Source organism: Maridesulfovibrio ferrireducens (assembly GCF_016342405.1).
Lineage (GTDB): Bacteria > Desulfobacterota > Desulfovibrionia > Desulfovibrionales > Desulfovibrionaceae > Maridesulfovibrio > Maridesulfovibrio ferrireducens_A.
Window position 1 is genome coordinate 259,430 of record NZ_JAEINN010000002.1, and the last position, 22,308, is coordinate 281,737.

At 40.5% G+C, this 22,308-nt stretch carries 21 protein-coding genes; 18 read left to right on the plus strand and 3 right to left on the minus strand.

Translation table 11 applies throughout. The features are described from left to right. Positions 1-31 precede the first annotated feature (31 nt). The 12 genes from JEY82_RS03050 to JEY82_RS03105 all read left to right on the plus strand — a co-directional run bounded on the left by JEY82_RS03050 (position 32) and on the right by JEY82_RS03105 (position 13,303). Positions 32-832, plus strand: coding sequence for a hypothetical protein (locus JEY82_RS03050; RefSeq protein WP_304082426.1), 801 nt, complete (start codon positions 32-34; stop codon positions 830-832). 89 nt (positions 833-921) lie between these two features. After that, on the plus strand, positions 922-1,938 hold the full coding sequence (gene fbp, locus JEY82_RS03055) for a class 1 fructose-bisphosphatase (RefSeq protein WP_304082429.1): 1,017 nt from the start codon (positions 922-924) through the stop codon (positions 1,936-1,938). Further along, positions 1,938-3,014, plus strand: coding sequence for a tRNA (adenosine(37)-N6)-threonylcarbamoyltransferase complex transferase subunit TsaD (gene tsaD / locus JEY82_RS03060; protein WP_304082430.1), 1,077 nt, complete (start codon positions 1,938-1,940; stop codon positions 3,012-3,014). The genes fbp and tsaD overlap by 1 nt, the downstream gene beginning before the upstream one ends. Before the next feature lie 207 nt (positions 3,015-3,221). Then, entirely contained in the window at positions 3,222-3,542 is a 321-nt protein-coding gene (gene trxA, locus JEY82_RS03065) for a thioredoxin (RefSeq protein ID WP_092163361.1), read from the plus strand. Positions 3,543-3,546: 4 nt separating this feature from the next. Further along, complete coding sequence (trxB, locus tag JEY82_RS03070; protein ID WP_304082432.1) at positions 3,547-4,470, plus strand: thioredoxin-disulfide reductase; 924 nt, start codon at positions 3,547-3,549, stop codon at positions 4,468-4,470. Further along, positions 4,463-5,194, plus strand: a complete 732-nt coding sequence (locus JEY82_RS03075) for an outer membrane protein assembly factor BamD (RefSeq protein ID WP_304082433.1) — start codon at positions 4,463-4,465, stop codon at positions 5,192-5,194. The genes trxB and JEY82_RS03075 overlap by 8 nt, the downstream gene beginning before the upstream one ends. 196 nt (positions 5,195-5,390) lie before the next feature. Then, on the plus strand, positions 5,391-6,203 hold the full coding sequence (locus tag JEY82_RS03080) for a histidinol dehydrogenase (RefSeq protein WP_304082435.1): 813 nt from the start codon (positions 5,391-5,393) through the stop codon (positions 6,201-6,203). Between the two features lie 56 nt (positions 6,204-6,259). Further along, positions 6,260-8,311 carry an elongation factor G gene (fusA, locus tag JEY82_RS03085; RefSeq protein WP_304082437.1) on the plus strand — a complete coding sequence of 684 codons (2,052 nt, stop codon included), beginning with the start codon at positions 6,260-6,262 and terminating at the stop codon, positions 8,309-8,311. A 93-nt stretch (positions 8,312-8,404) separates the two neighbouring features. Beyond that, entirely contained in the window at positions 8,405-8,908 is a 504-nt protein-coding gene (locus JEY82_RS03090) for a DUF2062 domain-containing protein (RefSeq protein WP_304082439.1), read from the plus strand. 174 nt (positions 8,909-9,082) lie between these two features. After that, a complete protein-coding gene (locus JEY82_RS03095; protein WP_304082441.1) occupies positions 9,083-11,371 on the plus strand; it encodes a chemotaxis protein CheA in 2,289 nt (762 codons plus the stop codon). Continuing rightward, on the plus strand, positions 11,365-12,228 hold the full coding sequence (locus JEY82_RS03100; RefSeq protein ID WP_304082442.1) for a protein-glutamate O-methyltransferase CheR: 864 nt from the start codon (positions 11,365-11,367) through the stop codon (positions 12,226-12,228). Before JEY82_RS03095 ends, JEY82_RS03100 begins: the two co-directional genes overlap by 7 nt. Positions 12,229-12,235: 7 nt before the next feature. Then, positions 12,236-13,303, plus strand: coding sequence for a chemotaxis response regulator protein-glutamate methylesterase (locus JEY82_RS03105; RefSeq protein ID WP_304082445.1), 1,068 nt, complete (start codon positions 12,236-12,238; stop codon positions 13,301-13,303). Positions 13,304-13,406: 103 nt separating this feature from the next. Here the strand turns inward: JEY82_RS03105 and JEY82_RS03110 are convergent, their stop codons facing one another. Next, the gene (locus JEY82_RS03110) at positions 13,407-13,751 is read right to left on the minus strand and encodes a DUF190 domain-containing protein (RefSeq protein WP_304082447.1); all 345 of its coding nucleotides are present in this window, start codon (positions 13,749-13,751) and stop codon (positions 13,407-13,409) included. Between the two features lie 43 nt (positions 13,752-13,794). Beyond that, the gene (gene crcB, locus JEY82_RS03115; protein ID WP_304082449.1) at positions 13,795-14,175 is read right to left on the minus strand and encodes a fluoride efflux transporter CrcB; all 381 of its coding nucleotides are present in this window, start codon (positions 14,173-14,175) and stop codon (positions 13,795-13,797) included. Between the two features lie 73 nt (positions 14,176-14,248). Between crcB and JEY82_RS03120 the strand changes: the two genes are divergently transcribed. The 4 genes from JEY82_RS03120 to aat all read left to right on the plus strand — a co-directional run bounded on the left by JEY82_RS03120 (position 14,249) and on the right by aat (position 18,518). Beyond that, positions 14,249-14,827, plus strand: coding sequence for a class IV adenylate cyclase (locus JEY82_RS03120; protein WP_304082452.1), 579 nt, complete (start codon positions 14,249-14,251; stop codon positions 14,825-14,827). A 126-nt stretch (positions 14,828-14,953) separates the two neighbouring features. Then, positions 14,954-15,262 carry an ATP-dependent Clp protease adapter ClpS gene (gene clpS / locus JEY82_RS03125; RefSeq protein WP_092163324.1) on the plus strand — a complete coding sequence of 103 codons (309 nt, stop codon included), beginning with the start codon at positions 14,954-14,956 and terminating at the stop codon, positions 15,260-15,262. 6 nt (positions 15,263-15,268) lie between these two features. Continuing rightward, positions 15,269-17,611, plus strand: coding sequence for an ATP-dependent Clp protease ATP-binding subunit ClpA (gene clpA / locus JEY82_RS03130; protein ID WP_304082455.1), 2,343 nt, complete (start codon positions 15,269-15,271; stop codon positions 17,609-17,611). 181 nt (positions 17,612-17,792) lie between these two features. Continuing rightward, a complete protein-coding gene (aat, locus tag JEY82_RS03135; RefSeq protein ID WP_304082457.1) occupies positions 17,793-18,518 on the plus strand; it encodes a leucyl/phenylalanyl-tRNA--protein transferase in 726 nt (241 codons plus the stop codon). Between the two features lie 78 nt (positions 18,519-18,596). On the opposite strand, the gene JEY82_RS03140 is transcribed toward aat, so the two are convergent. Beyond that, the gene (locus JEY82_RS03140; protein WP_304082459.1) at positions 18,597-19,088 is read right to left on the minus strand and encodes a hypothetical protein; all 492 of its coding nucleotides are present in this window, start codon (positions 19,086-19,088) and stop codon (positions 18,597-18,599) included. A 102-nt stretch (positions 19,089-19,190) separates the two neighbouring features. On the opposite strand from JEY82_RS03140, the gene uvrB reads away from it, so the two are divergent. Further along, on the plus strand, positions 19,191-21,197 hold the full coding sequence (gene uvrB, locus JEY82_RS03145) for an excinuclease ABC subunit UvrB (protein WP_304082461.1): 2,007 nt from the start codon (positions 19,191-19,193) through the stop codon (positions 21,195-21,197). Positions 21,198-21,224: 27 nt separating this feature from the next. Beyond that, complete coding sequence (locus JEY82_RS03150; protein WP_304082463.1) at positions 21,225-22,262, plus strand: TrkA family potassium uptake protein; 1,038 nt, start codon at positions 21,225-21,227, stop codon at positions 22,260-22,262. Positions 22,263-22,308 lie beyond the last annotated feature (46 nt).

Genomic DNA, 22,308 nt, shown 5'->3' on the forward strand with positions numbered 1-22,308 from the left:
TTGATTTAATCATTCGGTATTCGGGTTAAATATGAGATTTAAAAATTCAGTGCGATTTGTCGCACTTTTTGCTTTTTCCATTATGATGATATTTTCCGCAGGTTGTGATTACGGAAGTAAAGTCTGGCATGATGCACAGGACACCGTTAATCCTAATCCTACAATCGATCTACACTCCGCAGGTATCGAAAATCCTGACGACAATAAGCTGGCTCTTTTGTTTACTCCAGTGGATGAAAAAATTCTTTCGTTGACTTCTTTTCTTTCCAATATAGATTCCCATCCTGACGAAGATTGGTTTAAGCTCTTATTTATGCGTTTTCCTTGGATCACCGGTGTCTTCACTGTTGATGAAGAAGCAAATATGCTGGTTAAATTGCCAGCAGAAAGCATTAAGCCGTTTAAGCCCGGACCGCTGGTTGAATATGAGGGGGACTGGTCTGAAATAAAAATGAAGTCTTTCATTAGTTATTCAGAATTCGGTCCTGAGATGTATCTTTGTATTCCTTTTTTTAAAGATGCTGATTTTAAAGGACTGGTAGTCGTTCACTTTGATCCAAGAATTTTGCTTAACTTTTGTCCTGCTCCTCAGAAATTGATAATTATGCAGCCTGATGGCGGCGGTATATGGACTGGAGATGAGAATTTAGACAAAGAAGCTTTTTTAAAGATAGATTGGGATGCACTTCTTGATAAAGACGTTCATGGGATCACTAAAGTAGGCGAAGTCAGATATGTTTGGCTGTCACGCTATGTTAGTGATACTCAGATAATGTATGTTACGAAGGCTGTCTCAGAATCTGATGAAGATGATGGATTTTTGATTTTCTAAAGTTGTTTAGTGATGTATATTCTAATTTGTTTCTATCTAATTAAATCACTGAGCGACCGTGCACCAGGGACATTCCTTAAGGAGGATAAATGACCCAGCAGATAACAGTCACTGAACACCTTTTATTGCATCAAAAGCAGATTCCAGGTGCTACAGGACAGTTTACGCATCTTTTTAATGAGCTAGTTCTTTCGGCTAAAATTATATCACGGGAAGTTAACAAAGCTGGTCTTGTTGATGTTCTGGGGTTTACCGGAGAAATTAATGTTCAAGGCGAGGAAGTTAAAAAACTCGATGAGTACGCGAATCGAATTTTAATTCATCGGATGGCTCGATCTGGAGTCCTCTGTGCGATGGCTTCTGAAGAAAATGCCGATATCATTGATATTCCTCACGGCTTGCCTCAGGGAAGCTATATAATAATTTTTGATCCACTCGATGGGTCTTCAAATATTGATGTTAATGTTAATATTGGAACTATTTTTTCGATTTATCGTCGTAAAAGTAAAGTGGGGACTCCTGTACAATCCTCTGATGTGCTTCAGTGCTGTGAAGAACAGGTAGCCGCCGGATATATTCTATACGGCTCGTCTACTATGCTTGTTTTTACTACAGGAGATGGAGTTCACGGCTTTACACTTGATCCGGGTGTAGGTGAGTTTCTACTTTCGCATCCTAATATTAAAATTCCTGAAATCGGGAAAATTTATTCGGTAAATGAAGGATATTGGCCTTATTGGAGTGAAGCAACTAAGAAGGTTGTTAACCATTTCAAATCCGCTGATAATGTTCACGGACACCCATACAGTCTGCGCTACATAGGCTCTTTAGTTGCTGATTTTCATCGCAACCTGATCTATGGCGGTGTATTTATGTATCCGGCTGATCACAGAGAACCTTCTAAGCCCGTTGGTAAACTTCGGCTTATGTGTGAAGCTGCACCTATGGCTATGCTTGTTGAGCAGGCTGGTGGCATGGCCACAGATGGAACTAAACGCATTCTTGATATTGTTCCTCATGAGCTTCATCAACGAGTTCCTCTTTTCATTGGTTCAAAACACGAAGTCTCAATTATACGTGATATTTATGAGGGGCAGGACGGCTAATGCTATGTCTTGGAATTGAAAGCTCTTGTGATGAAACCGGATTGGCATTGGTGCGTGATGGAAAATTTATTGCCGAAAAATTAGCTTCTCAGGTAGATGTGCATGCTCTTTTTGGTGGCGTAGTTCCTGAGATCGCTTCCAGGGAGCATTTGAGAGCTTTGCCGGCTTTGTATAATGAACTTATGCAGGAGCAGTCACTTACGGCTGATGATATTGATGTCGTAGCCGTAGCCCGTGGTCCCGGACTTCAAGGGTGTTTGCTGATGGGGTTGAACTTTGCAAAAGGTCTGGCTCTTTCGACCGGTGCAACCTTGATAGGTGTTAATCATCTCTGGGCTCATCTGACCGCCGCTGGTCTTGAGCAGGATTTGCAATACCCTTCACTCGGATTGCTTGTTTCCGGAGGGCATACTCATATTTATCTTATTAAAAGTTCGTCCGAGTTTATCCTTTTAGGTAGAACCCTTGATGATGCCGCTGGCGAAGCCTTTGATAAGACTGCAAAATTGTTAAATATTCCTTATCCTGGCGGTAAGATTGTTGATGATTTAGGACGAGCTGGCAATCCTAACCGTAAAATGTTTCCGACTCCTTATATAAAAAATGATAATCTGGATTTTAGTTTTAGCGGATTGAAAACAGCTGTAGCTCTTTATGTTCAAGCTAATCCGGAATTGCGACTTTCTACCATGGGTATTCCTGATCCAGAAACAGAAGATCAGGAAATAGTAAAACGAAGAAATGATATGTTTGCATCCTTTAATTACTCGGTAGCAAAAACTCTAAGTGTAAAAACCGTGCGAGCGCTAGAGCGTAATAAAGGCGTTAAGTCACTTATTGTTGCCGGAGGGGTTGCCGCTAATTCTGTGGTTCGTACCGTTATGGCTGAAGTTGCTCGCAAATTTTCAATTCCTCTTGTTTTGCCTTCGCCTAAATTTTGTACGGATAATGGTGCAATGATAGCTTTTTCAGGATATCTTTTAGCTAAAGAAGGGTTTCGGCATAGTTTCGATCTTGAGGCTATTCCCAGAGGCCGTGTAGTTCCCGAAGACTGGACTCGTGTTGCAGAAATGTAGTCCATGCGTATTGCCATTCTCTCTATACGCAGTTATCTTGATGATACATACGAGTGCGATAGTTGGATACAGCTTGACACTTTAACCAACGATAATTAAATTTCATAATTGAGTTGGGGTCTTAAGACTCTGCTCCAGAAATTAAAATTCGATGTGATCTCTTCGCAAGGGATATTATTACTGAAATACTAAAACAAGGAGTACGTCATGGCTTTACAGGTAACCGATTCAAATTTTCAAGAAGAAGTTCTAAATAGTGACAAGCCTGTTCTTGTTGATTTCTGGGCTCCTTGGTGTGGACCTTGTCGCGCGATGGGACCTGTAATTGACGAACTCGCTGAAGAGTTTTCCGGACAGATTAAAATTTGTAAGATGAATGTTGATGATAATCCTTCATCTCCCGGTAAGTATGGTATTCGTGCTATTCCTACTCTTATTCTCTTTAAAGATGGAGAAGTTGTTGATCAGACTACAGGAGCTGTTTCTAAAAGCAGTATCAAGGAAATGATTACCAGCAAGGCTCTTTAATTTAATGAAGTCTTATGACGCCATTGTTATCGGGGGCGGCCCAGCCGGAATGGCGGCCGCCCTTTATCTCGTACGGGCAGGTGTAAAAATACTTGTCGTGGAGAAGCTTGCGCCCGGTGGCCAGATGCTTCTCACTGAAGAGCTTGAGAATTATCCGGGTTTTCCCGGAGGCATCAAAGGTTACGAACTTGCTGACTACATGGCTGAACATGTTCAACAATATCCCTTTGATAAAATATATGACGAAGTCCGAGAGATTATTCCGGGAAAGGATTCTCACGAGATTGTTGTTGATGGTGTTCATTTCAAGGCAAGAGCAATCATTATTGCTACCGGTGTGGTTTTTAGAAAGCTCAAAGTTCCGAATGAAGAAAAACTTCTCGGGCGTGGAGTTTCATATTGCGCACTATGCGACGGTAATTTTTATAAAAATAAAGTCGTTGCTGTTGTCGGCGGTGGAAATTCTGCTCTTGAAGAGTCACTTTACCTTGCAAGGCTTGTAAAGAAGCTTTATCTCATTCACCGCAGGGATGAGTTTAGAGGGTTGAAGTGTTATCAGGATAAATGCAACGCAGACCCTACAATTGTTCCGGTTCTAAATTCCGTAGTATCCCGCATTGTCGGAGATAACGAAGTGGTAGGTATCGAAGTTAAGGATGCTCTTACCAATGAATATTCTGTTTTAGATGTTGATGGTGTGTTTATATTTGTTGGATTTAATCCTTTAAGTACTTTTTTTCCTGTGGAGCTTCAATTGGATCATTCTGGTTTCATTAAAACAACTTGTGAAATGGAAACCAATATTCCCGGCATATATGCGGCTGGTGATATACGGTCCAAAAATTGTCGGCAGGTAGTTACCGCAGTAGGTGACGGCGCAACTGCGGCAACAGCAGCTTTTGCGTATTTGGAATATAATGATGCGTAATAGAATATTTTGTTTTGTTTTGCTTTTTATTTTAATTTTCAGCACCACCGGATGTGGTGTTATCGATTACTATTTTCTTCCTAAACCCGAAGATACCGCGCAGGAACTTTATGAAGCCGGCGTAGAGTCCATGAAGGATAAAGATTATTATAATGCTTCAGATTTTTTTGCGAAGTTAAAAGATCGTTATCCTTTCAGTCCGTTCACAGTAAAAGCTGAAATCAGCCTCGGTGATGCGTATTACCTTGATGGCAAATTTTTTGATGCTTCAGAAGCTTATAAAGAGTTTGCAGCTCTTCACCCTGGTAACGAAGAAATTCCATATGTCCTTTTTCAAATAGGACTCAGTAATTATTCACTGTTCAGTTCAATAGATAAGCCTCAGCATAGTGTGAGCGAAGCTCTTGAATATTTTTATCGAGTTGAAGAAGCTTACCCTGATAGTGAGTACGCAACTGCATCAAAAGAGTATATTGTAAAATGCCGACGGGCTCTTGCAGATCAAGAATTGTTTATTGCGGACTTTTTCTGGAGATCTGCTAAATTCGGGGCTGCGTGGAAAAGATATGCTTTTGTAGTACGTAATTTTAAAGATCTTCCTGAAGTGCGCAAGTATGCTATGAAGCAGGCTGAAATGTCGTACTATGAATATCAGAAAACTCTTTCCCAAGCTGAAAGAGAGAAATTACAAGGTACTTGGAAAGAACTTGTAGATTGGTTGTAATTATAGCCTCAAATCCATAGTAGTTTGTGATTAAAATGTATTTACCCGACTGACTTTTGTCTGTCGGGTATTTTTTTAGCAATTTTATCTCATTGTTTTACTGAATTTTTAAGTCTATATTTGTTGCCAAGATAATCCTTTATGTTTTCTCGCCTATAATCCTTAAAAGAACTTAAATGTAGCAGGCTGATAAATTATGAACGAAGATATTTTTGCTTTTCCTGAATGGCTGGATGATTTTCAAATTACTGATAAAGTTTTTGCTGTAGCCTATGAGGCTGTTTTGCCTCCTCAAAGAGCCTGGATGAAAAAGACAATTGCTCAGGTTTATGCTGTAAGCTCTCCTGATTCACCACAAAGCAAGTGGACCGTAAACACATGGAAGGGCGGATTTGAAACAGAGATAGCAAATTCGCCGCTTGATTGTGTACTTATGCTTGTTGACAAGGGAGCTACTTCCGCAGTCAGAATTCTTGCAGCACTTACACCCGCTTTAGCGGTCGGGGTTCAGAATATTTTAGTTGTTTTTGTCGGAGAAGGAGAACTTTCTCAGCCTGTTTTGACTGGGTTTGAACTCGCCGGGCAGGAAGCTGTTGTTTCGCTCTCCGACAATAAATTCTCAGAGCTGATTTCGTTTGTATATGAATCAGACGCGTCAACTGCGATTCTTGATCTCAGATCATGTCCGACTGATCTCAGCTATTCTGAGAACGTACGATACTGGCGGGCTCCGAATATTTCGGTTATTTCAATCTGCGCGGACGAAGATGGTCCTGATATGGATGTTGTGAAGTTTGCTCACCCTGATGTGACAATCGAAGAAACGACAATAGAAGACCTTGCTGAATCCGGCGGAGACGTCGCAATTGTTCCTGCTGAACTTATAGGGGAAGCTTTAGTTGATTTTAAAATGGTACTTTCTCATGAGCAGGAAGGTTGCTGGATGTGGAATAATCTTACAGACCGATTCTTTAGAAAAGATTCTGTAGCGCTGGCTGTTTGTTTATAGACAGTACATGGTTTAATCTTTTTATTAGATAAGATTTTTATCTGGAAGGTAATTTTATGAGTGATAACTCTGATTTTTCTGCAAAGAGTATTGAGAAAATACGAAATATTGGAATTATTGCACACATTGATGCCGGTAAAACAACTGTTACCGAGCGTATGCTGTATTTTTCTGGCAAAATTCACAGACTTGGTGAGGTGCATGAAGGCACAGCCACGATGGATTATATGCCGGAAGAACAGGAACGCGGAATTACGATTACTTCCGCTGTAACTACTTGTTTTTGGGCTAAAAATACAATCAATATAATTGATACTCCCGGGCATGTCGATTTTACTATAGAAGTGCAGCGTTCACTTAGAGTTCTTGATGGCGCTGTCGGTGTTTTTTGCGCTGTCGGTGGTGTTGAGCCGCAGTCTGAAACAGTTTGGCGGCAGAGTGAAAATTTTGGAGTTCCAAAGCTTGTTTTCATAAACAAAATGGACAGGCTCGGAGCTGATTTTGAAGCTGTTCTCGAAGCTATGGTGGAGCGGCTTAAAATAAAAATTCTTCCAGTTCAAATTCCAGATGGAGCCGGGGATGAATTTGCAGGAGTTTTTGATCTCATCCGTCTAAATAAAATTGTATATGACGAAGATGAGAACGGCGAAATATTTGAGATATCGGAGCTCAGTGAACAGGAATTGGAACGGGTCTCTCCTTGGCGTGAGAGAATGTGCGATACACTTTCTGAATTTGACGATGAATTTTTAGAGCGATATTTAAATGATGAAATAGATCCCGATTATATAGAATCCGTTATCCGCAAAGCGACATTGCAGCTTGAACTTGTTCCTGTCTTTGCAGGGTCCGCTTTAAAAAATGTCGGAGTGCAGCCTTTAATGGACGGTATCGGCAAATATTTACCAAGTCCGCTTGAAGTTTCTCAGGTTAAAGGGGTTGATCCTCTTACAGGTGTTGAAAGGACGGTTGACCCGTCTGTATCGGCTGATTTCCAGGCTCTAGTTTTTAAGATCGTTATGGATTTAGGGCGCAAAATAGTGCTTATGCGAATCTATTCCGGAAAAATAGACGCTGGTGACACCGTTAAGAACGTGACTCAAGGGACCGTTGAAAGAATTGATCGTCTTTTCAGGATGCATGCCGGTCGTAAGGAAAAGCTGGAAGTTGCAGGAGTCGGGGATATTGTTGCTGTGGCCGGTCTTAAGAATTCCCGTACCGGAGATACTCTTTCGACTTCCGAAAAGCCCATTATACTTGAACAGATTGAATTATATAAGCCGGTTATTTCGTTGGCAATTGAGCCAAGAAATTCCGATGAATCTGAAAAACTGGATGATGTGCTAGATAAATATCTGCAAGAAGATCCTACTCTTAACCTTAAAACGGATGAAGACACCGGACAGATAATTTTATCTGGTATGGGAGAGCTTCATTTGGAAGTTGTGCTGGAAAGAATGCGCAGAGAGTACGGACTTGCACCTAGAGCCGGTAAACCGCAGGTCGTTTATCAGGAAGTTCCGGGTAAATTGGCGGAAGCTGAAGAAGAATTTGATAAGCAAATCGGTGATGAAAAACATTATGGCTGTGTAAGATTGTCTGTTGAACCTTCAACGCGAGGTGATGGACGAAATGTCAGTTTTGAAATTGATACTGGATTGTGGACTTCTGAATGGCTTGATGCTGTGGCGGAAGGCGTAGACGACGGCCTTCAGTGCGGAGTTTTAAAAGGATTTCCCGTTCAGGATATTAGAGTACGTATTTTAGAACTTAAAAAGAAAGATGGGGAATCCAGCGTGCAGGGTTATCATCTTGCAGCAGGGCGTGCGCTTAAGAAGGCCTTATCTGCTTCTTCTCCAAAGCTGATGGAACCTATTATGGATATTGAAGTTTCCGCTCCTGATGATTTTATAGGTGAAGTTATAGGATTGCTGGGAGCTAAAGGGGCCCGCATTGAGAATATGCTTGACCGGAATGGTCAGAAAGTTGTGCAGGCGCTTGCTCCGCTTAGTAAAATGTTCGGATTTTCCACTGAGCTACGGTCGTCAACGCAAGGGCGGTCAGGGTTTGTAATGAAATTTCATAGTTTTGATGTTCTTGATAAGTAATCAATATTTTAGTACTTTTTATGAGTCCTAGTTAACTATATTAGTTCGTTTATTTTGATTAGTTTTTAATTGTCAGGTAAAGAAGGGATTTTGATGTCAAAAGAAGTCAGCAGGTATGCTAGGTTAAAAAGATTTATTCGTTTGTACTACCTTAAAGTTGTGCGTCTTAATGCCTCTCCTCATCAAGTTGCGATGGGGGTGGCCAGTGGTGTTTTCGGTGGATGTTTTCCCGTTATTCCGGGACTTCCTTTGCAAACAGTTATAGCTGTTATTGCTGCTTTTATTACCAGAAGCAGCAAAGTTGCAGCTATTGTCTCCACTTGGATCTCAAATCCTCTTAACTGGCTTTTATTTTATTATATTCAATTTAAAATCGGATCCTTTTTGCTTCCAATAGATGTTAAATTTGACCCTGCAACATGGCAAGTGTCAGACTTTATGGCGATTGGGTGGCAAGGGGTTACTATTTTAATGTTCGGTGGCTTTATTTTAGCTATTCCAATGTCCATCGCTTCATATTTTATTGCTCTATTTTTTATTAGAAGACATAGAAAGCGCAAGGCTTTGCGTATGCTGGCAAGAAGAAAAAAATTGTGATTTGTTTAATTTCAGCCCAGTGATTTCATTATCATTTAAACCTCCCTTAAGGGAGGTTTTTTTTTGAAAGTTCTATTTTTAATACGGTTTATTGTAATACTTCTTGAAAGAATTGAATTAAATGTTTAAAAATGAAAAGAGAATTTATTATGAATACTGACGGGGAGACTTTTTATGTCCGATGATATGACTACTCAGGTTTTTAAAGAGGAGGCTTTTGAGCTTTTAGGTGAGCTTGAATCCTCTCTTTTAGAACTTGAAGATCTGCCAGATGATATGGATTTGATCAATCGAGTCTTTAGAGCTCTTCACACGATCAAAGGCTCTGGTTCCATGTTTGGTTTTGATGCGATTGCCGGTTTTACTCATCACGTTGAAACCGTTTTTGATATGGTTCGAAACGGCGATCTTCCAATTACCAAAGAATTGCTGACCTTGGTTTTGTCTTCCCGCGATCATATTTATACAATGCTGCAATCTCCTTCCGGTGAGGGAGAAGCAGGTCAAGGCGATAGTATTCTTGAAGGTCTTAGGATTATTGCATCCGGGGACTCCGCCGACGAAGTGTTGCCTGATACTGAAATGAATGCAGCTGTTGAAGTTGACACTGAAGATTTTGAAGCAGAAAAGTCAAAAATAGAAGATTCTAAAATTGACGATGCTGATGTCGAAGAAGTGCTTATCTTGGATAACTCCGTTGTTTGGAAATACCTTTTTAAAATAATTATCAGTTCTGATGAAGCGGATGATGTTTCAAAAGATGCTTTGTTACCTCTTTTTGAAGAGCTTGCCCGTATCGGAGAAATTAAATCGGAAGTAGTTTTTACTGACTTTGAAAATAATTCATCACATTCTGGAATATGGTGGGAAGTCCTTTTTCTAAGCAACAGTGACAGCTCCTCTATTGAAGAAATTTTCTTTTTTACCGACGTTCCTATTACTGTGAAGGTTTGCGAACAGGATCAAGCTAAATTAGATGAATATCTTGCTGAAATTAAGGTTGAAATAGATAAGCCTGATACAAGTATTGAAGAACTCGCAGTTCATGACAGCTCGGACGACGAGAACTTTGGCCCTCCCGTGATTGACAAATCTACCGGTGTTAGAAAGCTTGGTGAAATTCTTGTCGATAGAGGTGATCTCACTCAGGATACTCTTAATGAAGCTCTTGCTGATCAAAAACCCATTGGTGAATTGTTAGCAGCCAAGGGTGTTGTTACCCGGGATAAAATTGACAGTGCTTTAGCCGAGCAGAGCGCCAGTAAAGAAACTGTTGCTACCCGCCGTAAAATGGATGTGACTTCTTCACTCAGGGTTTCAGCGGAAAAACTTGATTTACTGGTTGATCTGGTAGGTGAATTAGTAATTGTTCAGGCTCAGATATGCCAAGTTGTCGGTGAAAAAAACGATCCTTCCCTCACGGCTCTTTCGGAGGAACTGGAACGTCTTTCTGACGAATTAAGAGATAGCACTCTCGGAATAAGAATGCTTCCTATCGGTACAACTTTCAGTAAATTCAGAAGGTTGGTGCGTGATCTTTCTGATGAACTTGGTAAAGAGATTGATTTACATACAATCGGGGCAGAGACAGAATTAGATAAGACTGTGATTGAAAGGCTGGGCGATCCTTTAATTCATTTGCTGCGGAACTCTATTGATCACGGTGTGGAACTTCCTGCTGTCCGTGAATCAAAAGGAAAGTCTCGTCGCGGGAATATAACTTTAACCGCGGAACATTCCGGCGGAGAAGTTGTTATTTTGATCAAAGATGATGGTAAAGGTATATCGAAAGATGTCATTTTTGCGAAAGCCGTTGAAAAAGGCATTGTTACTGCGGATGCAGAGCTTACAACGAAAGAAGTTTTCAACCTCATTTTTGAGCCTGGTTTTTCTACAGCTGAAAGCGTTACAAGTGTTTCCGGCCGAGGTGTCGGAATGGATGTTGTAAAGCGCGCAATTGATTCATTACGAGGGCGCATTGATATAGACAGTCAGGAAGGGAAAGGTTCTCTTATTACAATCAGATTGCCATTGACTCTTGCTATTATTGATGGATTGCAGGTTAAAGTTGAAGATGGGTATTTTGTAATTCCTCTCTCTCTTGTTGAAGAGTGTGTCGAACTGACTCGTAAAAATGTTGAAGAAGCAAATGGTCAGCAGTTTGTTAATTTGCGCGGGGAAATTGTTCCTTACATTCGTATCAGAGAGTGGTTTGACATAGAGGGAGAATCTCCACCTATAGAACAAATTGTAATAACAGGACTTGAAGGTAGTAGAATAGGTGTAGTTGTTGATACTGTAATAGGTGAACATCAAACCGTTATTAAAAGTCTCGGTAGAGTTTATAGAGATGTGGAAGGTATATCCGGTGCAACTATTAAAGGCGATGGAACTTTAGCTTTAATATTAGATATACCAAAGCTTTTCCGTACTGTTCTGGCAGAAATAAAGGCAGCATGTTAAAATCTAAAATGAAAGATACTGATGAGGCTGTTTCTATCACTCCTAAAATGAAGGATACTGATTTTAAAAAATTCAGTAACTTGATCAAGAGTGAATTCGGAATTAAAATGCCGCTTTCGAAAAAGACCATGCTTGAGGCAAGGCTTCAGAAAAGATTACGCGCTTTAGGGATGATATCCCATTCTGAGTATTGCAATTTTTTATTTAGTCCCGGTGGACTTGAAAAAGAACTTACTTCGCTTATTGACGTTGTTACGACTAATACAACTGATTTTTTTCGTGAGCCTAAACATTTCGAGCTTCTCCTCACTACTGTTTTGCCTGAATTGACCCGACGTAGTTCTGCTCCTGTTAAAATTTGGTCTGCCGGCTGTTCCAGCGGTGAAGAGCCTTATACTTTGGGTATTGTGTTAAGTGAGTTTGCTGAAAAAAATCCTGATTTTAATTTTTCAATTTTAGCAACGGATATTTCAAACGAGATACTCAATAAAGCTATAAATGCTGTGTACCCTATGAGTAAAGTTGATGTTATTCCGATGGGTATGAAAAAAAAATATCTGCTTAAAAGTAAAAACAAAGCTAATCAGTTAGTTAGAATTGCTCCTGAAGTAAGGCGCAAGGTGGAGTTTCGCAGATTAAATTTTATGGAAAGTTTTCCATTTAAGGATGAAAAAGATATAATATTTTGTCGCAATGTTGTGATCTATTTTGACAGGGCTACGCAATATACTCTTTTTAGTAAATTTTGTGCAAAACTGTCTAAGGGTGGATTTTTGTTTATTGGTCATTCCGAAAGTATTTCAGGAATGGAATTACCCGTGAGGCAAATAGCCCCTACTGTTTACCAGAAGATTTGAGGGAAGAATGAGAAAGAAAACTCGTGTATTGATCGTCGATGATTCTGCGCTTGTTAGAAGTACTCTGCTTAGTTTGTTTAATACAGATGCAGATATTGAGGTTATAGGCAGTGCTTCTGATCCATTTGCGGCTGCTAAGATAATGGAAACAGTTATTCCGGATGTCATCACTTTAGATATTGAGATGCCTCGAATGGATGGGCTGACTTTTTTGCGTAAGTTGATGACTCAGCATCCAATTGCGGTTGTTATTTGTTCAACTCTTACTGAAAAAGGATCGGAGAGTTATATGAAAGCTCTTGAATTCGGTGCTGTTGAAGTCATAACCAAGCCTAAGGTCGGAACAAGGCAATTTTTCGAAGAGTCCAGCATCAGGGTTTGTGATGCTGTTAAAGCCGCAGCTTTGACCAAGCCTAAAAAACTTACAGCTAAACCAATGATAATTCAGCCGAAACTTACTGCTGATGCAATGCTCCCGAAAACAAGAACTAATTGTCTGAAGACAACTGAAAAAGTTGTTTTAGTCGGAGCTTCAACCGGCGGAACAGAAGCGTTACAAACTTTTCTTCAAGGTATGCCTATAGATAGCCCGGGGATTGCTATTGTTCAGCATATGCCGGAACATTTTACTGCTGCATTTTCCCAAAGACTTGATACTATCTGTCAAATAAGAGTGAAGGAAGCCGTTGACGGCGACAGTATACTTAGAGGACAGGCTCTTATTGCTCCCGGTAACAAGCATATGCTGCTCAAAAGGTCGGGCGCCCGCTATTATGTTGAAGTAAAGGATGGTCCGCTTGTCAGCAGACATAGACCTTCTGTAGATGTCCTTTTCCGGTCTGGAGCTCATAATGCGGGTAAGAATGCAATCGGTGTTATTATGACCGGGATGGGTGATGACGGTGCAAAAGGCATGAAGGAAATGCACGATGCCGGAACATATTGCATCGCGCAGGATGAAGCTTCATGCGTTGTTTTCGGTATGCCTCACGAAGCCATCAAGCATGGCGGAGTTGATAATGTTTTATCACTGAAAAGGATCGCAACTGAGGTTGTGGCTAAGTGTCGTAGCTAATAAGATTTATAATTTCTATCAATTTTGACGAAAGTTTTTAGCTGTCAGGATACTTCTTAAAAGTATCCTGACAGTTTTGTATTACTTACTGGGTGAGTTTTATTTATTTTTTACCTTCATTGTGTTTATGAAAAACAACTTTTACCTCTTCCGATGTAACTAATCCTTCGGTCAAAGTTTCTTTTAAAAAATCTTCGAAAAGTAATATCTTTTCAGCTGTGTCTACAATTTCTATGATCATGGGCAAATCTTCAGAAAGTCTTAGAATAGAAGTTGTCCGAACCTGACTGTTAACACCATACCCCATTACTCCACGATAAACCGTAGCACCTGCAAGTCCGCGCTTTCTGGCTTCATTAACAATGACTTCAAAAGTGGGGCGATGGTTGATGCGATTTTCTTCTCCGGTAAAAATTCTGAGTCGTACAGCTTTTTCAGGCAGATTCATTCTAAGCTCCGTTTTATAAATATTTAGCGAATTATTCAGAATTTTAGGAAACGAGCATTCTTCCAAGTGCCAGTCCGGCTATTACACATAAAAAACCAAGCGCACTTTGTCCCCCTATGTTAAGGGCTGCGAGTGGCCATTGTCCGGTTTTGATTAATTCGGTTGTTTCAAACATATATGTTGAAAAGGTCGTAAATGCACCCATAAAACCGGTCAGGATCATCAATCTCATTTCTGGCGAAAGTCCTAGCCTATCCTCGAATGTTCCGCTAATAATTCCAAATAGTAAACATCCGAGCATGTTGACGGTAAAAGTTCCTGCCGGAAAAGACGTATTGAAAAAACGTTGAGCAGCACCGGAAACAAAATATCGGCAAAGTGTGCCGGCTGCACCGCCTGCCGCTAGAAAAAAATACTTTTGCATACCTTACGTCCTGTATTATACTATTCAATGCTGAAAAAATCAGTACCACTTCAAGCTATAAGAGAAAAGAGAAATGGCTTTTGAGATAGAACTTAAATATTTGAATGCGGATCATGACCAACTTAGAAAATTACTTAAAAATCTAGGTGGAGAGTTTCTTTCACGTCATTATGAGCGTAATGTTGTTTTAGATGATCCGGCGAGAACTTTATTTAAAAGGTCTGCGTTGTTACGAGTCAGGCAGGCTGATAAAATAACTATGACCGTCAAGCGGGTTCCTGCTAACTTTGTTCCGGGAAAAGCTAAGGTTTATATTGAACATGAAACAGAAGTTTCAGATTTTGATGAAACTGTTTCTGCTCTTGAAGTTTTAGGGTATCTACCTGTATTTAAATATGAAAAATTCAGAGAAGAATGGAAGTTTTCGGATTGTTTAATTTGTCTTGATCTTTTGCCTTTCGGATCGTTTATTGAAATTGAAGGTGCGGAAGAATCTATTCTTTCATGCGCAGTGAAGCTTGGGCTTAAAGATTCGGATGCAAGCAAAAAAACATACCACGAATTAAATAGAATTTATCGTGCGAAGGCAGAACTTGAACCCGACGAAAACTTTGTATTCAGTCCTGAAGAATTGAAACTTTTACAACCATAAAGTTTAAAAAATGGTTTGTTTAAACGTCAGAATTAAATTTTACTGTTATTTCTTGCTCGACAGGGCAGGAATTAGTTCTTATTGTAAGCTAAGATAAAAATAAATATTTTAATTATGTAGTGGAATATGTCTAAATATAATGAAGAATTTGATTCAGATGTAATCTTTAAAGATGAACTTAAAGAACCTAGAAAGTATAAGGTATTATTGCACAATGATGATTATACTTCTATGGAATTTGTTATTGCAGTGCTCATACAAGTGTTTAGAAAAACTGAGGAAGAGTCCACTGAAATTATGCTTAAAGTTCATAATGAAGGGTTCGGAATCTGTGGAATATACACTGCTGAAGTCGCTGAAACACGCGTGGAAATGGTCAGGCAGCTTGCAACGCAAGCCGGCTTTCCTCTTAAATGTACAATAGAAGAGGTCTGATAATATATGCTTAGCAAAGCCCTTGAACAAGCTCTGACTTCTGCGGTTAACGAAGTCAGACTTAGAAATCACGAGTTTCTTACTCTTGAACATTTGCTTTATGCCATTGTTCAGGAAGAAATAGGCGCGGATATTCTTTCTGGTTGCGGTGCTGAGCTTTTACAGCTCAGGAGTCAACTCGAAAGATTTTTCGATGAAAACCTTGAGCCGCTTCCCAGTGGAGTGGAAACAGAAGTCATTCAGACTCTCGGTGTAAGGCGGGTTCTTCAGAAGGCCATTTGGCAGAAGAAAGCAGCCGGTAAAGATGTTGTTGAAGTCGGAGATGTGCTTGCAGCCATGTTCGAGGAAGAGGACTCATACGCGGTTTATTTCATGAAAACTCATGATATCAGTCGCTTAGATGTTCTTGAATATATTTCACATGCCCTTAGCAATGAAAATGATTGGACGGAAGGTCTTAACATCAGTCCTAATCCCGGAGCTGGGCACAATCACGGGCATAATGATCCCGGTCAGAAGACGGGAAGACCTCAAGGTAAGCCCGGTGCGGGGAATGATGATAAAAAGTCTCCGCTCGAAGAATTTACAAGCAATCTGACGATGAAAGCCCGTGACGGTAAAATCGATCCTCTTATCGGTCGCGATTCTGAAGTTGAAAGAACTTTGCAGGTGCTTTCCCGCAGACGTAAGAATAATCCTATTTTTGTAGGTGATCCCGGTGTAGGTAAAACCGCCATGGCTGAAGGGCTTGCTCTTGCCATTGCTAAAGGAAAGGTTCCAAAGTCCTTTGAAAATGCAGAAGTTTTTGCTCTTGATATGGGCGCTCTTCTTGCGGGAACAAAGTACAGAGGCGATTTTGAATCCCGCCTGAAAGGTGTGCTTGGTCAGATTAAGCATATTCCGGGCGCGATTTTATTTGTGGACGAGATTCATACTATCGTCGGAGCTGGAGCTGTCAGCGGTGGATCAATGGATGCGTCCAATATTCTTAAGCCTTTTCTGGCTTCCGGTGAAGTCCGCTGCATAGGGGCGACAACTTATGAAGAATATAAGAATCATTTTGAGAAGGACCGGGCTTTATCTCGTAGATTTCAGAAAATAGATATTACTGAACCTTCGGTAGAAGAGACTATTGAAATTCTTAAAGGCCTTAAACCTTATTATGAAGAACATCATAAAGTTGTCTATTCGCCATCGGCGATTAAAGCTGCTGCTGAGCTTGCAGCGAGGCATATCAATGAACGCTTTCTGCCCGATAAGGCTATCGACGTAATTGATGAGGCCGGAGCTTTTTATGGTCTTAGTCAGCGTAAGCGCAAAGGTGACAGGATACTTGTTTCCGATGTTGAGAAGGTTATTTCAAAGATTGCGCGGATTCCTACACGGCGTATCACCATGTCTGACCGTACCCGGTTGCAGGAGCTTGATGTAAATCTTAAGTCCGTTGTTTTCGGGCAGGATGAAGCTGTTGACCTTATTTCTAAGGCAATTCTTCGTTCAAGAGCGGGCATGAAGCAAGTTGGCCGGCCTACTGGTTCATTTTTGCTTACCGGTCCTACAGGGGTTGGTAAAACAGAACTTGCCAGACAGCTTGCCACAACGATGGGTATTCACTTCATGCGTTTTGATATGAGTGAATATATGGAAAAGCACGCTGTTGCCAGACTCATTGGTGCCCCTCCCGGATATGTGGGATTTGATCAGGGTGGTTTACTTACTGAGGGAGTTCGCAAAAATCCTCACTGTGTTATTCTTTTTGACGAAATTGAAAAGGCGCATCCTGATGTTTTCAATATCCTGTTGCAGGTTATGGATTACGCAACTCTTACTGATAATAACGGTAGAAAAGCCGATTTCAGAAATACTGTTTTGCTCATGACTTCCAATGCCGGTGCTCGCGAAATGACTAAAAGCGGTATTGGTTTCGGAGCAGGTGTTCAGGGTGCAGAGGATAAGGGGCTTTCAATTAAAGCTATAGAGAAGGTTTTCAGTCCTGAATTCCGCAACAGGCTTGATGCTATTGTTTCCTTCAATTCCCTTAAGCTGGATGTGATGGAAATGATTGTGGATAAGTTTATCAAAGAACTTAACCAGCAGCTTTCAGATCAGAGAATAGTTGTTGAAATTGATGACAAATCCAAACGCTGGCTTGCAGAAAAGGGGCATGATCCCGCATACGGAGCGCGTCCGATGGCTAGGTTGATTCAAACCTCCATTAAAGATGAAATTGCTGACGAAATTCTTTTCGGTAAGCTTGTTAAGGGCGGGCGTGTTATTATTTCTACTAAAAAAGACAAAGAAAAAGGTGAAAAATTATCCTTTAATTTTGTAACAGCTAGTAGTGATTAATAATTAGATTTAGCCTTTTGATGAATTTAAAATTTATTAGGACGGGACAGTATAAATATTTAAAGGGCGGACGTTTTACGTTCGCCCTTTTTTATTTGCAGGTTGAAATAATTAGATAATAGATTATAATAAATAAAAGTTAATTTATAGTTTTATAATTTTATAATTTCAGGGGATTTTTATGGTTGTGTACAGGCTCATTGAGGAACCTATATTTCCTCACCCAGATGAGGCCGAACCTGATGGACTGCTTGCGGTGGGAGGAGATTTAAGTTCCGAGCGGCTTCTTTCGGCTTATGCTTCAGGAATCTTTCCATGGTATGATGAAAACTCCCCGCTTTTATGGTGGTCGCTTGATCCTCGTCTGATCTTGAATTTTGATAAATTACATGTTTCAAAACGAATGAAACGTAAAATAAAAAAGAAAGAATATCGTATTACTCTTGATACGGATTTTTTAGGAGTTATTTCTAATTGTGCTTCTAAAACTCGTCCGGGTCAGGAAGGCACCTGGATTTTACAGGAAATGATCGATGCTTATGTTGAATTGCATAAACTTGGATTTGCCCACAGTGTTGAAGTTTGGAATAAGGAAGGAAAACTTGTAGGCGGGCTTTATGGTGTTTCGCTTGGCAGAGTTTTTTCAGGTGAGTCTATGTTTTTTCTTGAGCCGGATGCGTCTAAGATAGGGTTTTCTTATCTGGTTCGTTATTTGGAAAATCGAGAGTTTCATTTTGTGGATTGCCAGCAGCCTACCGACCATCTTAAGTCTTTGGGCGCGGAAGAAATACCCCGAGATGAATTCCTTGTAATGCTTGAAGATTCTCTCGAATATTCAGCGCTGAGGGGTAACTGGGATTTTTTACCGGGCGAGTATGAAATAATCACGGAAAATCTTTGCAGCTAAGGTGTTTTATTTTATCAAAAAAATGGAGGTTTTCGATTTTCGAAAACCTCCATTTTTTATAATTTGTCGTTGAATAAATTAATCTTCTTCGCGCGTTTCAACAAGCGGGCGATGAGCACTAAGATTATAAAATCCTCTGAGTGTAAAAGGTAGGTTGAAATGAGGTACCTTTTCAAATTTAATTAAACCGAAGTCTTTTCCTTCATCCATAGAGCAAAGAGCCGGAAGGCCGGAAGGGATTGGAAACTCCATCGGGTTGGAGTTGATTGAATCTAGTCTTGAAGAGTAATGCTCTTTAAGATAGTCAATAACCTGATTGCGTTCATCCAGCGTAAAGGACTCCATAACTATTTTACGGTCTTTTTCTGCATTCGGCACAGCATCAAGCATTGCCGGAGGTCCGAAAATGTTATCCCATGAAATTTCGTTTTCTTCGTTTGCCGACCATTCCGGTCTGAACAGGTGAACTTCAACATCACGACGTCCTTTAAAACTGCGGACGATCATTGAGACAGCATAGCCTCGTGCAATCGGAATATCACCATTCTGTATTTGAATTATAGGAATCATTGCTACCTCGTGAAATGAGTGTTTTAATGCTTTTAGTTTATTTAAGAATTTAAATATCATAACTTTTTTAGTTTAACTACACAAGTCGAGAAAAATATCAGGATGTCAGAAAAATTTCAGCTTGTCAGCGACTTTACACTGAAAGGTGATCAGCCGGAAGCAGTTAAACAGCTTCTGGAGAACCTTAATCATGGTGTTAAAGATCAGGTTCTGCTTGGTGCCACAGGTACGGGTAAAACATTTGCAATGGCAAATGTTATCAGCGAATTAAATCGTCCGACTCTTGTAATGGCTCCCAACAAGACATTGGCGGCTCAGCTTTTTAATGAGTTTAAAGCATTGTTTCCTCATAATGCTGTAGAATATTTTGTCAGTTATTACGATTACTATCAGCCTGAAGCATATCTTCCTCATTCTGACACTTTTATTGAAAAAGATTCATCAATTAATGATGACATTGATAAACTCAGACATTCTGCTACGCACGCACTGCTGACACGGCGCGATGTGATTATAGTTGCTTCTGTGTCATGCATTTACGGCCTCGGTTCTCCTGAATTTTATTCACGCATGATAATTCCGATTGAAGAAGGGCAGGAATTTTCCATGGAAAAGCTCATGGACCGTCTGATTGAAGTTCAATACACTCGTAACGATTATGATTTTCATCGCGGAACATTCAGGGTACGCGGCGATGTTATTGAAATTATTCCTGCTTACAGTCGGGAACAAGCTTTAAGAATTGAATTTTTTGGCGATGAAATAGAGTCAATTCAGGAAACTGATCCGCTTACTGGTGAAGTTACGGGCCGCAGGCGCAAAACCATTATTTATCCGGCAAGTCACTTTGTTTCTGATAAAGATAATCTTGAGAGAGCTGTTGAAGATATCCGGGTTGAACTTTTCGATACGCTTAATAATTTTAAACGTGAGAACAAGCTTGTCGAGGCTCAGCGCATTGAGCAGCGAACTATGTATGATCTCGAAATGATTGAAGAGATGGGGTTTTGCAGCGGAATTGAAAACTACTCGCGTCATCTTGACGGGCGTAAAGAAGGTGACCCTCCGGCTACATTGCTTCATTATTTTCCTGACGATTTCCTCCTTTTTATGGACGAGTCTCATATTGCTGTTTCTCAGGTTGGAGCCATGTATAACGGGGACCGGTCCAGAAAAACAACTCTCGTGAACTTTGGGTTCAGACTTCCATCGGCTCTTGATAACCGTCCGCTTTGTTTTGATGAATTTTTAGAGAAAGTAGGTCAGACTGTTTATGTGTCGGCAACGCCGGGGCCTTGGGAAATCGATCGTGCGCAGGGGCTTGTCGTTGAGCAGATTATCCGTCCGACGGGACTTCTAGACCCTATTGTAGAAGTTCGCCCTTCCAAGGGGCAGATGGATGATTTGATGGCAGAATGCAAACTTCGGGAAAGTCGAAATGAACGGGTGCTGATTACTACTCTGACAAAGAGAATGTCGGAAGATCTGACAGACTATTTTAATCAAATGGGCGTTGAAGCAAAGTACCTCCATTCCGATATTGATACAATGGAGCGCATGGCTATAATTCAGTCATTGCGGGCTGGAGAGTTTACCGCTCTAGTTGGTATCAATCTGTTAAGAGAAGGGCTCGATATCCCTGAAGTTTCCTTGGTAGCAATACTGGACGCTGATAAGGAAGGTTTTTTAAGATCAAATCGTTCATTGATTCAGACCTTCGGCAGGGCTGCTCGTAATTCGGAAGGGTTAGTAATTCTCTATGCAGATAGAATCACCAATTCTATGCGGACTGCCATGGATGAAACTTCACGCAGACGTTTGAAGCAGATTGCTTACAACAATGAGCATGGAATTACTCCGCAAACCATACGTAAATCACTGGATAATATGCTCGGAACTCTGTATTCTGCTAAAACTTCAGGTGAAAAAGCTAAGATTGCAGCTGAAGAACTTGCTGAATATGGATTTGATTCCGTTAAAATTGAGAAAATGATTCGCAAGCTTGAAAAAGAAATGCGTAAATATGCAAGTGAACTTGAATTTGAAAAAGCCGCTGAGTTAAGAGATCGTATTCAGCTTTTACGTGATAAACTTATTACTCTGGGTTAACCCCCGTAAAGTTATGGACAGCTAGGAATGAAATCCAAATCCATATATGTGAGAATGCTCAATCTCAGAAGAGAATTCGGTATGTTCTGGGGGCTTGCTGCTGGTTTCATTTATATGACTCTGGTTTTTATCGGTGGTATTATTGGATACATGTGGCTTGAAGGATGGAATTTTTTAAATAGTTTTTACATGGTCGTAATCACTCTTTCCACCGTTGGTTTCATGGAGGTTTTACCTCTTTCTGAAAACGGTCGGATTATGACAGCCTTGTTGATTCTTGGCGGTGTCGGTGGTTTTGCATATTTGATCGGTGCTTTTTCGCAATTATTAGTCGAAGGACGTTTGCAAGTTATTCTCGGGAGACGCAGAATGAAGAAGACAATCGGAAAATTTAAAGATCATATCATTGTCTGCGGATACGGCAGAATCGGGGCTATTGTAGTCGAAGAAGTAATGAATGAAGGGTATGATATAGTTGTCATCGAGAATAATCCCGAATTGGTAGCTCACATGGAAGCTGCGGGGATAACTTGTCTTGAGGGAGATGCTACTAAAGACGATACTTTGAAACTGGCTGGTTTAGACAGGGCAAAATCTCTTATAGCAGCGTTATCAGATGAAGCAGCCAACGTTTATGTTACTTTGATTGCCCGTCAGTTTAGTTCTAAAGTTAATATTATCGCTCGCGGTAATAATAAAACCAGTATCTCCCGCCTTGAATTTGCGGGAGCAGACAGAGTTGTGCTTCCTCATACGATTGGCGGGATACGCATGGCTCAATCCGTGTTGCGTCCTACAGTTACCAACTTTCTTGATATTGCAATGCGCGGAAAGATTGATCTGCAAATGGAAGAGCTTTTTGTTACTGATACTTCTGAATTTGTGGGTCAGGATCTTATTGAATCTAAAATTCGTCCTCGTTTCAATTTAATTATTATTGCTATCAGAAAACATACCGGAGAGATGGTTTTTAATCCGGGACCAAAAGAAGTTATCGGAGCCGGGGATACCCTGTTGACTGTTGGTAAACTTACCGATCTTTCAGCAATTCAGAAAATTTTATAGTTGATTGAATCAGGTCATTCCGTTAAACCGCTGAAATCCATTCAAA

Coding starts and splice junctions, on each gene's coding strand:
- JEY82_RS03075 (WP_304082433.1), top strand. CDS start 4,463: ATGCGTAATAGAATATTTTGTTTTGTTTTGCTTTTTATTTTAATTTTC.
- JEY82_RS03120 (WP_304082452.1), top strand. CDS start 14,249: ATGGCTTTTGAGATAGAACTTAAATATTTGAATGCGGATCATGACCAA.
- JEY82_RS03080 (WP_304082435.1), top strand. CDS start 5,391: ATGAACGAAGATATTTTTGCTTTTCCTGAATGGCTGGATGATTTTCAA.
- crcB (WP_304082449.1), bottom strand. CDS start 14,175: ATGCAAAAGTATTTTTTTCTAGCGGCAGGCGGTGCAGCCGGCACACTT.
- JEY82_RS03100 (WP_304082442.1), top strand. CDS start 11,365: ATGTTAAAATCTAAAATGAAAGATACTGATGAGGCTGTTTCTATCACT.
- JEY82_RS03050 (WP_304082426.1), top strand. CDS start 32: ATGAGATTTAAAAATTCAGTGCGATTTGTCGCACTTTTTGCTTTTTCC.
- fbp (WP_304082429.1), top strand. CDS start 922: ATGACCCAGCAGATAACAGTCACTGAACACCTTTTATTGCATCAAAAG.
- tsaD (WP_304082430.1), top strand. CDS start 1,938: ATGCTATGTCTTGGAATTGAAAGCTCTTGTGATGAAACCGGATTGGCA.
- aat (WP_304082457.1), top strand. CDS start 17,793: ATGGTTGTGTACAGGCTCATTGAGGAACCTATATTTCCTCACCCAGAT.
- trxB (WP_304082432.1), top strand. CDS start 3,547: ATGAAGTCTTATGACGCCATTGTTATCGGGGGCGGCCCAGCCGGAATG.
- JEY82_RS03140 (WP_304082459.1), bottom strand. CDS start 19,088: ATGATTCCTATAATTCAAATACAGAATGGTGATATTCCGATTGCACGA.
- clpA (WP_304082455.1), top strand. CDS start 15,269: ATGCTTAGCAAAGCCCTTGAACAAGCTCTGACTTCTGCGGTTAACGAA.
- clpS (WP_092163324.1), top strand. CDS start 14,954: ATGTCTAAATATAATGAAGAATTTGATTCAGATGTAATCTTTAAAGAT.
- uvrB (WP_304082461.1), top strand. CDS start 19,191: ATGTCAGAAAAATTTCAGCTTGTCAGCGACTTTACACTGAAAGGTGAT.
- JEY82_RS03090 (WP_304082439.1), top strand. CDS start 8,405: ATGTCAAAAGAAGTCAGCAGGTATGCTAGGTTAAAAAGATTTATTCGT.
- JEY82_RS03095 (WP_304082441.1), top strand. CDS start 9,083: ATGTCCGATGATATGACTACTCAGGTTTTTAAAGAGGAGGCTTTTGAG.
- JEY82_RS03110 (WP_304082447.1), bottom strand. CDS start 13,751: ATGAATCTGCCTGAAAAAGCTGTACGACTCAGAATTTTTACCGGAGAA.
- fusA (WP_304082437.1), top strand. CDS start 6,260: ATGAGTGATAACTCTGATTTTTCTGCAAAGAGTATTGAGAAAATACGA.
- JEY82_RS03105 (WP_304082445.1), top strand. CDS start 12,236: ATGAGAAAGAAAACTCGTGTATTGATCGTCGATGATTCTGCGCTTGTT.
- JEY82_RS03150 (WP_304082463.1), top strand. CDS start 21,225: ATGAAATCCAAATCCATATATGTGAGAATGCTCAATCTCAGAAGAGAA.
- trxA (WP_092163361.1), top strand. CDS start 3,222: ATGGCTTTACAGGTAACCGATTCAAATTTTCAAGAAGAAGTTCTAAAT.